The organism is Bifidobacterium sp. ESL0732, from assembly GCF_029395535.1.
Lineage (GTDB): Bacteria > Actinomycetota > Actinomycetes > Actinomycetales > Bifidobacteriaceae > Bifidobacterium.
This window is the reverse complement of sequence record NZ_CP113920.1, coordinates 60361-75126: the sequence shown is the minus strand read 5'-3', so window position 1 is coordinate 75126 and position 14766 is coordinate 60361. Positions and strand designations below refer to the sequence as shown.

Sequence of the window (14766 nt, the reverse complement as noted above, 5' to 3'; positions counted from 1 at the left end):
AGCTAGTTCGTTAAGAAAGCGCCGCAGACGTTTGCGAATCATCCTTGATTCGGTATTCGTTGGCGGCGTTTTCTTATACCTCCTCTCAATGCAAATCGATGAAAATGTGTAAGCAACCGCCCAAAACAACAGTGAAAACGTGCGCTTAACCACCTAAAAGTGCAGTGAAAACGTGCATGAAAAGGCCTAAAATACCTATGAAAACGTGCAAAAAATAAGTGAATTTCTTCTAAAAGTGTGTAGAATATAGATATATTTGACTATGAAAGCGTGCAATAGTCGCACAGAAACGTTGAAATAAGGCGGAAACGGCATGAAGCGACAACTGATGGCAAAATTGGCCGAATGGCAGAGCAACCCACAACGCAAGCCGTTGGTACTCGATGGTGCTCGCCAAACCGGCAAAACCTGGCTGGCCCGAGAGTTCGGACGGACGCATTTCAAGCATCTTGCCTATGTTTCACTTCAAGACAACGAAGCCATGGAAACCTTGTTCACCGGCTCCCTGCTTCCCGAACGCCTCATTCCCGGCATCGCGTTGGCCGCGGGAACAAAAATCGATCCGAGCGATACGCTCATTGTGCTCGATGAGGTGCAGGAAGTGCCACGCGCAGTGGAGTCACTGAAATATTTTGCGGAACAGGCACCGGAATACCCAATCATCGCCACCGGGTCGACGCTTGGCATCACTATCCACCGCAATGTCTCGTTCCCGGTCGGCAAAGTCGACATATTGCGCCTCTATCCACTCACGTTTCGCGAGTTCCTTGAAGCCTGCGGTCAGGATGAACTGCTGCAGATTCTCGATAATGCGGATACCGACATGATGACCGTCTTCCACGAGAAGTTCATGGAATTCCTGAAATATTATGTGGTCGTCGGCGGCATGCCCGAGGCTGTGCAAACCTTTGTCAATACCTACCCGGGCGTTGATTTTACTGCCATCACTCATATCCAAGCCGCCATCGAGCACGGCTATCGCAGCGATTTTTCAAAATACCCTGACGATATGCCTCAAGGTTTTCCGCTGAGACTGGCGCAATTGTGGGACTCGCTGCCTCGCCAGCTTTCGCACGAAAACAAGAAATTCGCGTATAGCTCCATCAAGAAAGGAGCACGCGGACGCGAATACGACCTTGCGATCCAGCGTCTGCAGGATTCGTCGCTCGTTACAAAAATCCCACGGGTGCAAAACGTCGAATATCCACTGGCGATGTTCGAGGATCAATCGGCTTTCAAGCTTTTCGTGCTCGACGTAGGAATCTTACGTGAAATGAGCGGCATTGCACCACAAGTTATTCTCAACGACAACGAAGTATTCCGCACGGCAAAAGGTGCGTTGGCCGAGCAACTGGTGTGCCAAGAACTCGTCGCAGCCGGTTTCGCGCCATATTACTGGACCGACACCAACGCTACCCACGAGCTTGACTTCATCATCCAGCTCGCCGACAAGGTCGTGCCCATCGAGGTAAAAGCCGGCACGAACCTCAGCGCCGCCAGCCTCAAATATGCGATGAAAAAGTTCGGTCTGTCAACGGCCATCCGTTTCTCGGCCCTGCCCCAGCATCACGATGGAGCCATCTACGATTTGCCGCTCTATGCTGTAAGTACAATACGCAAATTTTGAGAATAACATAAAGCACTAAACTTTATTCATTAAAAAAGCAAAGCCACAGGCAGAAAGACGGTACTTTCGGTGTGTGTTTGACCGGAATTACCATAACTTAAGAAGCGTTGATTTTCCAACGGTTATCGCTGTCTATTCCACAATTAACATAGGGTCTACTACCCAATTAACATAAACTCTACTCCGCAATTAACATAAAAGGCCTCCGCCGGGATGAACCGGGGAGGCCTTGAGAAGATGGACTCGGCGCCTTACGCTCTAAGCCGCAAAACCGGAACATAACCGGTTTCGCCCTCGCACGCTTCAGGCGTGCTCAACGAAGCTACGCAAAGCCCACAGGGCTTTTCGCTTCACGCTTCGTCAATGAGATCGAGCATCTGGGGGACCGACTTCTTGCCGAACTCGACTTTTTGGGTGGTCGTGCCGTCGGCGGCGGTCTTGTTGACGACGATGCAGGGCACGCTCATCGCACCGTACTGCTTCTGCAGCTCGGGGAAGTGCGAGATGTCGTATGCTTCGGCGCGCACCTTTGGGTTGTCGGCGGCGATGCGCTGCGAGGAGAGCACCGTGGTCGGGCACATCGTGCAGGTCAGCGAGACGAGGACCATCACGTCGGTGGAGCCACCGTCCGCGTCCAACGCGTCGATGCGCTGCTGGGTGTCGTCGTCCACCTTCTGGCCCGGTCCGGCCGCATTATAGAGTGCCAGCACGAACGAATTGAACTCATGGCCGCTGGGGACGCCGTGGAACGCCAGACCCGTAGGCTCCACGCCGCCGTCGCCTCCCACCTTGCACAGACGCACGCAGGGGCGGGCCATCGGCATCACTTCCGCGGCATCGAACTTCGCGCGGCCTTCCGCGTCCTCGTCGCCCTCGGTGTCAGCAGAATCCGGCGCGACAACGGCGGAAAGCTTGCCGCCGCTCAAGCCGACCAGCTCGTCGATGAAGCCCTTGAGCTCCTGCGAAAGCTTGGTTTTATCGAGCGAAAGCTCGAGCACCAGCGGCTGGCTCATGCGGCCGAAAACCACATCGAGCTGCTTGCGGATGGCATCGTCGAAGAAACCGGAGATCTTTGCGCGCCCACTTTGAGCAGCAGCGCCGGCATCAGACGAGGACGAGGAAACCGGAGCCGGGGAGGTGCCGGAATTGGCGGCTTTCCTGGCCTCTTCGGCCTCACGCTTCTCGTAATTCGAACTGGTCGGGCGAGGCGGCACCAAGCCGGTCTTCTCGCTCAGGTCCTTGGCGTAACGCTCAAGTTCCACGCCGGCAACGGCACCGTCGGAAACGGCGGTGACCACCTGGCGCAGGTTTTTCTCACGCAGGTCGCCCGCAGCGTACACTCCGGCCGCGGTGGTCTCAAGATAACCGTGCGTGATCACGTAGCCGTATTCGTCAAGATCGACAACGCCCTTCAAGATCTCGGTCTGCGGCACGTAGCCGGCAAAGACGAAAACACCGAAATTCTTGCTTTTGGTCGGTGTCCATTCGGTGTCCTCGCCGGTCTGGTGATTGTGGAACACGGCGCTTACTAGGCCGCCTTCACCGGCCGAAACAGACTTCAGCTCGGTGTTGTAATGAATCTCGATGTTGGGATCGTTTTTGGCTTCGTTGGAGACGGATGCATCACAAGTGAAATCATCGTCGCGCACCAAAATCGTGACTTTGCTGGCATATTTGGTAAGGAACACCGATTCCTCGGCCGCCGAAAAACCGCCACCGACGACAATGACCTCCTGTCCATTGAAGAATTCACCATCGCACGTCGCACAGTAGGAGACGCCGCGACCGGCATACTCGGCTTCGCCCTCGAACCCGATTTTACGAGGATTGGCACCAGAAGCGACCAAAATACCGAACGTTTTGAGGTCGCCGCGATTGGTGTGAACGGTTTTGATGTCGCCTGCAACATCAAGACCCGTCGCATCGGCCGCCATAAACTCCGCACCAAAGTCCTCGGCCTGCTGGCGCATGGTTTCGGTCAATGCTCGACCGTCCGTGCGCGCAATACCGGGGTAGTTCACCACTTCATTGGTGATGTTGATCTGGCCGCCGAAATCCTCCTTCTCGAGGATCATTACACGATATCGAGCACGAGCCAGATACAGGCCTGCGGTAAGCCCAGCCGGCCCGCCGCCAATCACCACTACGTCGTACAAATCGTCTTGCTGCTTCATGTTGTCCTTTATATCGTATTCACTATTCGCAGGTCACCGGCCTTCTACGATACACCGATTCGCCGCAGGCACCAACGTTGGGAGGCATTCACCACCAAACAATTTGTATAACGCCATAGACGTCATACAAAATCTTTAATTATCCTTTTATAGGCCTTGATTTCCAAAGCTCACATTTCCTCAATCAAATCCAGGATTCCCGGAACCCCTTTCTTTCCGAACTTGATCTTTTGAGAGGTCGTGCCGTCAGGCTCGGTCTTGTTGATGACAATGCAGGGCACGCTCATCGCGCCATAATATTGCTGCAGGTCGCGGCAATGCGAGACTTCGTAGGCCTCGGCATGAACCCTGGGATTGCTGGAAGCGATGCGCTGCGTGGCCAGCACCGTCGGAGGGCATACCGTGCACGTCAACGAGACCAGCACCATGATGTCGATGCTGCCGCCGTCCGCACACAACTGGTCGATACGCTTCTGCACATCGTCGTCGAGCACTTGCCCCGGTCCGGCGACGTTGTAAAGCGACAACACGAACGAGCTGAACTCGCGGCCGCTCGGCATACCGTGGAACGCGATACCGGTGGGCACCGGCTCGCCGTCCTCGCCAACCCTGCAGACGCGCACGCAAGGCCGTACCATCGGCAGGTTCTCCTTGATGTCATACGCGACGTTGCCCTTTTCGTCCACCTCAACGCCGTCATCCGCAGGCGTGGAGGAGCGCACGGTCAGCTTGCCGCCGCTCAGCTCCGCGAGCTCGGTGACGAATCCCAGGACCTGCGGGGAAAGCGGGGTCTCGTCCAGCGCGACCTCGAGCATCAGCGGCTTGGCCATCACACTGAAGACGACCTTGAGCTGCTGGCGGATCGTGCTGTCGAAGAAACCGGCGGTCTGCACGTCTTTGGTGACGTCGGAATCCTTGCGCTGCGGCTTGAACTCGGTGTTGGACTCGTAGGCCTGCTCGTGCCGCTCGTACTTGGAATTGGTCGGACGAGGCGGTACCAGGCCGAGCTTCTCGCTGACGTCCTTGGCGTACCGTTCGAGCTCTACGGCCGCGATGCCTCCATCGGAAACAGCGGTGATCAGCTGGCGCAAGGTCTTGCGGCGCAGGTCGCCGGCAGCGTAGACACCGGCAGCGGAGGTCTCAAGATATTGGTCGGTAATGACGTAGCCTTCCTCATCGAGGTCGACCAAACCTTCGAGCAGACGGGTCTGCGGCACGTAGCCCGCGAAGACGAACACGCCGAAATGCGGGTTGCCCTCAGGCTTCCACTCGACGTCCTTGCCGGTCTTGCGGTCAGTGAAGACCGCCGAAACAAGCCCACCCCTGTCGGCGGAAACGCTTTTCATCGTCGTGTTGTAGCGCACCTCGATCTTCGGGTTGCTCTTGGCTTCGTCCGAGATGGATGCGTCGCAGGTGAAGTCGTCGCCGCGCACCAAAACGGTGACCTTGGTGGCGTATTTGGTGAGGAAAACGGACTCTTCGGCAGCAGTAAAACCGCCGCCCACGACGATGACCTCCTGCCCGTTGAAGAACTCGCCGTCGCAGGTGGAGCAATAGGAAATGCCATGGCCGGCAAACTCGGTCTCGCCTTTGAAGCCGACCTTGCGCGGTACGGCACCGGTGGCCAAAAGGATGCCGAACGTCTTCAGATCACCGTGGTCGGTATGCACGATCTTGATGTCACCATCGATATCCACTCCGGTGGCGTTCGCAGACATGAACTCTGCGCCGAAATCAGCGGCCTGCTGGTGCATGGTCTCAGCCAGTGCACGGCCATCGGTGGAAGCGATGCCGGGGTAGTTCACCACTTCACTGAGAATCGTGATCTGGCCGCCGAAATCCTCCTTCTCGAGGACAAGCACGCGGTATCGTGCACGGGCCAGGTAAAGCCCCGCTGTAAGCCCTGCCGGCCCACCGCCAATCACTATGACATCAAACAAATCATCTTGCTGCTTCATGATCCTCTTATCAATAACCGCTTCAACTCCACTAAAATCGCCAACAGCCGTGAGCCCAAGCCTGATCCTTTCGGATTCCGGCACACAGGTTCACGGCTTGACTCTTTGACGATTAATGCTTCGCTTTAGAGCTGGCCGACGAGGTCGAGGCTCGGGGCGATGGTCTCGTCGCCCGGCTCCCACTTCGCGGGGCAGACCTGATCGCCGTGCTCGTAGACGAACTGCGAGGCCTCGACGCGGCGCAGAATCTCTTCGGCGTTACGGCCGACGTTGGAGGAAATGACCTCGTAGGCCACGACCTTGCCTTCGGGACTCAGGATGAAATCGCCACGCTCGGCCTGGCCGTTGACCTCATCGTAGCTGTCGAGATCGCGGGAAAGCGTGTTGGTGGGGTCGGCGACCATCGGGAACTGGATCTTGGCGATCTTGTCGTTGGCCTCGTGCCAAGCCTTGTGGACGAACTCGGTGTCGTGCGAGACGCCGTAGATCTCGCAGCCGGCCTTCTTGAACTCGTCGTAATGGTCGGCGAGGTCCTCAAGCTCGGTGGGGCAGACGAAGCTGAAATCGTTCGGATAGAAGAAAACGAGCGACCAGTGGCCCAGCATGTCCGCCTTGGTGAGCTTGCTGAATTTGTTGTCCTGATAAATATTAGCGGTGAAATCGGTGATTTCATGCTGAAGCATGGTCATAGTTTGTACCCCTTTACCTCGAAAGTGCTATATATGTCTACGCGCGACTCCGGCCTTTATGATTCCGGCTGACGCTCTTTACGAACGTTCGTGACCAATAAACCCAGCACCCTAACAGGAGCGCCTATAGAACCTTTCGTCGTTTCGACCACATCATGGTAACGCCGAAAACAACAATATCGACAGTTAATATGCGTCTGAAGGCACTTCTTTTCGTGAACCGCAATAGACATGGGTTTATAAGCCTATTTGTGCCAAATAAAACATTAATAACTAGTCGAATTATTCTTATTTGCTATAATAAGATTTCTGACTATGAACATTTATTTTGTGCGCTTTTATATTTGATTTCGATATGCCGATTAGCAGTTGACCGACCAATAACGCAATACCGTAGCCGCACACCACAGTCCATGAGCTTCCTGCGCTGATTGTACATGGCCGCAGACCGCGAAACCGCAGGCTTTTCGTCACTAACCCGTACCTATATCACATACACGTAAAGGCGCGTCGGGAATCGCTACTTTCCCGACGCGCCTTCTACGGAAGAAACGATTAGAGCCTCTTGGCCTGATTACGTTTCTTCATCACGATGGCCAAACCCATAACGGCCGCAGCGAGCGCAACCACGACGAGCGTGGAAACCGCCGCCCCCGTCTTAACGAGCTTGCCGGACTTTGAAGCACTGGCGGCCTGACTGCCGGAATCCTTCTGCTGGTTGCCGGCAGGCGTCGACGGTATCTTGGTCCAGAGCGCATCCAGCGCGATGTCACCAGTGACCGGAGTGTTGAAATCATAGAGCGTCTTGCCGTCACCACCGTGAAGCGTCCAGCCAGCGAACTTGTAGCCGTTCCTAGTCGGATCAGCGGGCTTGGTGGCCTCGCCATGACCGTCGCCAACCCAGCTCAAGTCCTGGCCAGGCACCGACGTGCCGCCGTCCGAATTGAATCCGACATGGACCTTGTGCTGCACCGGCAACGGGCTCATCGGCGTGCCCGTGGTCTTGCCACGGCGGATACCCAGATTCTCGGTCTTGCTCCATGTGCCGTCGCCGTTCGAGCCCTGCGTGGCAGGCATGTCAAACGAAGCGCTGGTCCAGTCGCCATGCGCGTCGAACGAACCGCTCGCAGAATCGAAATCGGGGCCGTTGACAGTGTTCTGGAAACCACCGGCCTGCGGGATGCCGGACTCACCGGCCTTGATCCGCACGCGGTAGCCGGTTCCGGCGGGCAGGCCGCCGATTGACCACTTGCCGTTTTCGTCGGTGGTGGTGTGGGCAATCACGTTACCGTTGCCGTCGATGACCTCAACGCGCGTACCCTTCTTCATACGCGGCTCATTCTGGTCGATGGCACCGTTCTTCTGCGTATCGAACCAGACGGTGCCGTTGAGCGTGCGCTGCGCCACTTTGAGCACCGGGGTGAGCACGGAAGGTACGGCCTTCTCGCCGTAGTTCCAGCCAACGGTGTAGTCATATTGGGGATCCGCACTATGCGCCGACCATGGGCCGACTGCGTAGTGCAAGTTGTCACCATTATCGCGCGTGTAATACTCGATGTGAGCGCCATGCGACATCGTAGCGGGCAGGTTCGGGCCGTCGTTGGTCGCAGTTTTGTAGTGGAGTACGGTAGAAGGCTTAACGGTGATGGTCGCGTGCGCGCGGCGCCAAGTGCCCGAAGTCATAATGCCATTGGCCGTCACGTCATTGCCGGCGGTGTTGGGGTCGCGGTCGCGCAGGAAGTGAACCTCACCACCCATCTCGTAGAACGCGCCGCGATCGAACTTGCCGTTGGCACCCACGGAGAGCTTGTCGAGGAACTTGCAGCCCTGGAACATGCTGCCCACGTTGGTATCCGCGGCCGTGCTCCAATTGGTCAGGTCAAGGTCAATCAGAGCCGAATCACCTTGGAACATGCTGTACATGGCCGTTACGGCCGAAGTATCCCAGTCGTCGATACCAGTAAGTGTTTCGAGCTTGGGGCAATTAGCGAACATGCGGTTGTCGTCTCCGGTGAGCGTGGCGTGCCAGCCGGAAAGGTCGAGATGCGTCAATGCGGTGTCGCCATCGAACATGCTATAAGTGGTCGTAAGCGCCGGCGTATGCCAGCCGCCGATGCCGGTGATAACCGTCAGGGCAGGGCAGCTGTTGAACATCCAGCTCGTATTGGTGAGCGAGGTCATGACCCAACCGGTTACGTTCAGGTCGGTTAGCACGGTATCTCCGCCGAACATTCCGCCCATGTTGGTCACGCTCGAAGTCGTCCAGTTTTGAGTACCAGGCAGGCTAGTCAACGCACTGTCTTTTTCGAACATGCCGCTCATGCTGGTGGCTGAGTCAGTGTTCCAATCGGACACGTTCACGCTCTCAAGCTTCGAGCATCCATAGAACATGCTGTCCAGCAACTTGGCTTTGCTCATATCCCAATGCGGCATGCCCACAACCTTGGTAATCTTCGAGCAGCCTCTGAACATACCAATCAGATCGGTACCCATGTGCCAATTGCCCAGTCTGATGTCATTCAATGCTGTGGGCCCCGCGATAACTTGGGGATTACCGTTGGAATCGACAGTATCGGTGTCCATGTTGAACATATAGCTCATATTGAAGTCGCCAGTGACCGTGGTGTTGAGGTGCGTAGCCCAACCCGAAAGATCCATCGATTCCAGCGAGGAGTCTAGCGAAAACATATAGCTGATGTCGGATACTCTACTTGCGTCCGTGAACCAGCCGCCAATACCGTCAACGGAAGTAAGGGCATTGTCTCCGTCGAACATGTGCTTCATGTCGTAGACATAGTACGGGCGCCAACCCGTGGTGTCCACCGTCACCAGCTTGGAATCGTTGGCGAACATATAACGCATGTAATTGGGGGAACCCACATCAAGATTCTTCACGTCCGCACTGACGAGGTTGGGCATATCGGCGAACATGTAGTCAAGGGTTGAGGAGTCAAGCGTATAGACCTTATAGCCATAGGTATTGTTGTCGACGACCACCTTCGTGATGCTCTCGCGCTGACTGTACCAAGGCCAGAAGTCCCGGTGAGCGCTCTGGTGACCTAAAGAGTGATCGCCGTCATCGTTCGTGGCAATCTTTCCCCACCGGTCCTGATCGCCGTTATTGCCGATGTGCAGAACGCAGTCGGAACCTTCCGAGGTGATCTTCCAATACGCTCCTTTAAGCTTGTCGTTATGGTTGGGGTGAGCGTCACCGTCAGGCCCTACGGGATCGTAGAAAGTCGTCTCATCGGTCGGCGCGCACGTGGCTCTCGTCAAAGAACGGCTGCTATCGCTTGCCGTGCCGCTGTTTTTGGTCGTCGCCGCTGTCTGCGTGCTATGCGCGGCGTTACCTGAATTATTCGCATTGCTAGTTCCAGCAGACGAACCAGCTTCAGCAGTCTGCCCAGCACTGCTTGCCGCAACAGACGGGCCGGCTGTACCGCCATGCCGAGTACCGCTGGCCATGGCGGACGAACTGCCCGCACCACCAGACTCCTTCGCGCTCGACTTGACCTGCGTGCCCTGCCCGGCGTCATCGGTCTCACTAGCCACAGCAGACGCGTCTGGCTCGGCGGCGGATGCCCTCATGCTGGTCATCGGCGCAAGCGCCACACACATGGAGACCGCGGACAACAGTGCGATTGCGGCCGCCGCACCTCCGATTTTGTGCTTCAGATTACTGGCGATACCGTCCTCGCCTCGCCTCAATGACCTGTTGTCATACTTGCCATGCGGCCACGACTCACGCATGTCAATCCCTCCATTCCATGGCAGCGTTCCGCCGCCATTGCGACTACATGCCCTCGCTACTTCCAAGACCGAAGGCACTTATAGCAGTCATTCTCTTATTTTCGAACCATACGGATGCAGAGCATCCTCGAGATGCAGCCGTCGAAACGATTGACCGTATCGCCAATGCGTCATCGACACCGGCGAATTGAGGAAATGAACGCAATTGCGTAAGCCGTCGCCCTAAACGACGGCAGTGATTCATGATTCAATCATCATACTTGCGTTGCGATTACGCGACAGACACCATCCGCCGCGGGAAACAACGCTTCACTTCTATTGATGAAATCCCCCAATTTCACGGACTCATCCCCCATTATTTCCCCAAATTCGCCGACAAGCGAATACCAAAACCTCACGGCACGTCTGTATAACATCTCATATTTATTAGTTGTAGTACCTTAAACTGTCTAGCGCAAATTAGCCATCAGTAAACCCATTGATGCAATCTTTACATTTATACGTAACACAACAGGGTGAGGGTTCCACAAGGAGTGAAGCGACGTGGGCGCGCCTTCCAGACAGGTCAATTACCCTTTACAGGATGAAACACAATCGCGATGGCAATCCACAATCATTGCCTCATCCGCAGCAGCAGTTTTCGCAAGCAAGTACGTATAGCGACGACCGACATTTCGCAGGATGACGAACAGAGTAAAATCTTAAGAACCAAGGTGCACTTGCGCCTACGCCGTACGCCAAGGAGAGCCGATATGACCAACACTCATGAGACAGACAAGACCGCCAACGCCGAAAATAACCCACAGGCCAATGGCTCACAAGACAACAACCCGAATTCCGCCGAATCCACGGCCAATGCGACCTGGAGCCGTATGCTGCAGGGCAACGCGCGCTTCGCCTCGGGGCAGGCCGAGCACCCTTGGCAGGATCTTGAGACGCGTAAATCACTGATCGACGGACAGCATCCGGACGCGGCCATACTCTCCTGCTCGGACTCGCGCGTGCCGCCGGAAATCATTTTCGACCAGGGTTTGGGTGACATGTTCACCGTGCGCACAGCCGGGCAGACGCTGGATGATGCGGTCATTGCCTCGTTGGAATACGCCGTGACGCATCTGGGTGTGAGCGTTCTCGTCGTGCTCGGACACCAGCATTGCGGGGCCGTGGCGAGCGCCGTCGCGGAACTTGATACCATCGCTTCCGGAGCCGGCATCGACCTTGGCGCGGCTTTCGCCGCAGAAGTGACGGATTCCGAAATGATCGACCCTGCGGCAAACGATACAGAAGTTTCCCAAGCACGCACGGGTATCGACTCCGACGACGTCTTCGACAAGATGGAAGAACTTATCGCAGCCTCCGAATCCGTACTCGTCCGCTCGGTCGGCGCCTCCGTCCTGGCCGCGCAGGAGGCTGCACTCAGCGATACCGACGATTTCGAACGCGTCCATATCGCCCGCACCATCGAAGCTTTAGTCGATCGCTCAGACGTAATACAACGAGCGTTGGCGGCACAGCGACTCTCCATCGTGGGCGCACGCTACCAGCTGGACACCGGCAAGGTCGAGGTGCTTTCGTTCTAGCAGCACAAAGTTTGTTGGTTGCCAAAAGCAACCAACGGAAATACCGCATAATCACTTTCAGTAACCAGCAACCTTTGTGCTCACCGCCATTTCTATAGCACTATCCCGCGCCTCATCTAGACTTGAACCATGTCTTTGGCCTTGGATATCGTCTTCGTTTTCATCTTCTTCCTGATAGGCGGCGTGTTTTCATGCACCGAACTCGCGCTGGTGAGTTTGCGCGGCTCACAGCTTGACGAAATGGAACAAGGCGACGCGCGCGGAGCGAAAGTCGCCAAAATCGCCCGGGACCCGAACACGTTCCTTTCCACCGTGCAAATCGGCGTAACACTTTCCGGCTTCTTCTCGGCATCGTTCGGCGAGTCCGCCATCGCACCCTGGGTTGTGCCGGTCGTGGAAAACTGGGGAGTCCCGCACCATATCGCGGCACCCGGCACGACCATCGTGCTGACACTGGTCATTTCCTTCTGCGACATCATCATCGCCGAAATGGTGCCAAAGCGCATCGCCATGCAGCGCACAGAACAGATCGCGCGTGCCGCGGTGCCGGCCATTGACGTCTTCGCCAAAATTTGCAAGCCTATCATCTGGGCCATCGGCAAAAGCACCAACGGTTTGGTGCGGCTGCTTGGCTTCGACCCGAGCCAGACCGAAAGCGAGGTCAGCGACAAGGAACTGCGCGTATTGGTCAATTCCAACACCAACCTCAGCAAGGACGAGCGCACCATCCTTGACGACGTGTTCGACGCCTCGGAAACCATTGTGGCCGAAGTGATGCGGCCGCGCGCCGATGTGGTCTTTCTGGAGGGCTCGCAGTCAATCGAAGACGCGGCAAAATACGTGCGCGAGATGCCTTATTCGCGCTACCCCGTCACCGGCCGCGACTTCGATGACGTCATCGGCTTCGTCCACGTTCGTGATCTGCTCGACGTGCGTGACCCGAACGCCAAGACCGTCGCCGACGTGACCCGCGAAGGTATTTCTTTGCCCGGTACTTCGAAAATCCTGCCGAGCCTTGCCCTGCTGCGCAAACGCGGGATTCATCTGGCCGTCGTCATCGACGAATACGGCGGCACCGACGGCATCGTCACCCTTGAAGACATGACGGAAGAACTGGTCGGCGACATCCGCGACGAATACGATTTGCCTGACGACGGGAACGGCAGCGGTGCAACCAACGGCATCGGCGACGGGCACAACGGCAAATCTGCATTCGTGGACGGCGTGGCCACGGTCGATGGCGGCATGACCATCGAGGACTTCGCCGATCTCACCGGCATCGAGTTGGAAGACGGCCCCTACGAGACGGTCGCCGGCTACTTCCTCGCGCACACCGGCCGCATGGGCGAAGTCGGCGAAACCCTCCACTCCGACGACGGCTACGACATGATCGTCACGAAAGTCGACGGCCGCCGCATCGAGACGCTAGAAGTACGCAAAAGCGGTCTCGACGACGCAGACTCAAGCGAAGAGAGCAAATAGTAAAAGCTGATTCGTATAGCGGCACACTGTTCAACAGTTCAAAAAATGCAGTACATGCGGCAAAGAATATATCTCCGTATCTTTTCTGCCTCGATTAGCTTTTTTCTGCATCAGTTTGGTATAATATGATGCAGAAAAGTAATTAATGATGCAGAAAATGGTGCAGATAATATGCATACTTTTGACTACGAGCGGTCCGGGCGCAAACTGTTGACCCCGCAGACCGTGAACTTGCTCAATGCAATTCACGAAGCTAAAGGACGCCAGAATACCCAGCTACAAATCAGCCCGGATCTCGCCAAACCACTCGTCAACGTTGCACGCATCCAAAGCACAGACGCGTCGAATCGCATCGAAGGAATCTCAACCACCGACAAGCGCCTGGCAGGCATCGTCAGTGAAAAAGTGATACCTCGGAACCACGACGAGGAAGAAATCGCAGGCTATCGCGATGTGCTCAATACCATCCACGAAAACTATGCTTATATACCGCTGAAACCGAACGTCATCCTGCAACTGCACCACGATCTCTTTCGCCATACGCCACTTGCTTTCGCCGGCCATTGGAAAGACACCGACAACATGATTGTTGAGTCCGACGGGACAGGCCATGCAAAAGTCAGGTTCACACCGCCGTCTGCGCTCCAAACTCCGGAACTCATGGCGGAAGCCTGCAACGATTACAACAAAGCCAACGAATCTGGCAACATCGATTCCTTATTGCTAACCTGCATGTTCGTTTTCGACTTCACCTGCATCCACCCGTTTAATGACGGCAACGGTCGTATGAGCCGGCTGCTGACACTGCTTCTGCTCTACCGTTCTGGTTACGAAATCGGAAAATACATCAGCATCGAACACCTCATCGAGCAAAGCCGGGCCACTTATTACGAAGCGCTGGCAGCAAGCACCATCGGCTGGAACGAAAACACCAATGATTACGCGCCATTCGTCAACTATCTGCTCGGCACCGTTCTGACGGCCTACCGTCAGTTCGACGAACGGGCCGCAATCGTAAGCGCAAACGTTCCGGTTTCTTTGCACCATCCGACAACCAAAAAGCAGCGCATCGCCGACGTTCTCGCCCAAAGTCTCAGCCCACTTTCCAAGGCCGATATCCAGCAGACCCTTCCCGATATCAGCACTTCGACCATCGAACGCACGCTGAAAACCCTGCTCGACGACAATCAAATCCAGAAACTCGGCGCAGGCCGCACCACCAGATACGTGAGCCTGCATCGCCAATAAATGCATTAGATTCAGCCCGATCGAAGATATCGTGCGGCAACCAGAAAGAGCCTTCGTAACGTTTTGCCCAGCAACAGTGAGACTTAGTTACACTACCAATAAAATGGCGGAATAACAGGAAACCGGCAATAATGTTCAAAAAACAAACGCCCAATGTTCAAGTTTGCAAACGGCCAATGTTCAAAAAAGCAAATGACTGACGTCAAAGTTTGTAAATTGCCGATTAATAAAACACGGCCGAAACCAGGCTAATCTCAA

At 55.8% G+C, this 14766-nt stretch carries 8 protein-coding genes; 4 read left to right on the top strand and 4 right to left on the bottom strand.

Going from position 1 to position 14766, the window contains the following annotated elements; all coding sequences use genetic code 11:
- Nucleotides 1-313: 313 nt before the first annotated feature.
- A complete protein-coding gene (locus OZX70_RS00195) occupies nucleotides 314-1627 on the top strand; it encodes an ATP-binding protein (RefSeq protein WP_277180969.1) in 1314 nt (437 codons plus the stop codon).
- A 350-nt stretch (nucleotides 1628-1977) separates the two neighbouring features.
- On the opposite strand, the gene OZX70_RS00190 is transcribed toward OZX70_RS00195, so the two are convergent.
- From OZX70_RS00190 to OZX70_RS00175, 4 genes are all read right to left on the bottom strand, one after another.
- Entirely contained in the window at nucleotides 1978-3801 is a 1824-nt protein-coding gene (locus OZX70_RS00190) for an FAD-dependent oxidoreductase (RefSeq protein ID WP_277180967.1), read from the bottom strand.
- A 170-nt stretch (nucleotides 3802-3971) separates the two neighbouring features.
- Nucleotides 3972-5759, bottom strand: coding sequence for an FAD-dependent oxidoreductase (locus OZX70_RS00185; protein ID WP_277180965.1), 1788 nt, complete (start codon nucleotides 5757-5759; stop codon nucleotides 3972-3974).
- A 125-nt stretch (nucleotides 5760-5884) separates the two neighbouring features.
- Nucleotides 5885-6448: a redoxin domain-containing protein gene (locus OZX70_RS00180; protein WP_277180963.1), complete on the bottom strand. Its 564-nt coding sequence runs from the start codon at nucleotides 6446-6448 to the stop codon at nucleotides 5885-5887.
- 555 nt (nucleotides 6449-7003) lie between these two features.
- On the bottom strand, nucleotides 7004-10198 hold the full coding sequence (locus tag OZX70_RS00175; RefSeq protein ID WP_277180961.1) for a BspA family leucine-rich repeat surface protein: 3195 nt from the start codon (nucleotides 10196-10198) through the stop codon (nucleotides 7004-7006).
- Between the two features lie 872 nt (nucleotides 10199-11070).
- Here OZX70_RS00175 and OZX70_RS00170 point away from each other — a divergent pair.
- From OZX70_RS00170 to OZX70_RS00160, 3 genes are all read left to right on the top strand, one after another.
- Complete coding sequence (locus OZX70_RS00170) at nucleotides 11071-11778, top strand: carbonic anhydrase (RefSeq protein WP_277182206.1); 708 nt, start codon at nucleotides 11071-11073, stop codon at nucleotides 11776-11778.
- A gap of 129 nt (nucleotides 11779-11907) precedes the next feature.
- Complete coding sequence (locus OZX70_RS00165; protein ID WP_277180959.1) at nucleotides 11908-13260, top strand: hemolysin family protein; 1353 nt, start codon at nucleotides 11908-11910, stop codon at nucleotides 13258-13260.
- 171 nt (nucleotides 13261-13431) lie between these two features.
- Complete coding sequence (locus OZX70_RS00160; protein WP_277180957.1) at nucleotides 13432-14508, top strand: Fic family protein; 1077 nt, start codon at nucleotides 13432-13434, stop codon at nucleotides 14506-14508.
- Nucleotides 14509-14766: the final 258 nt, after the last annotated feature.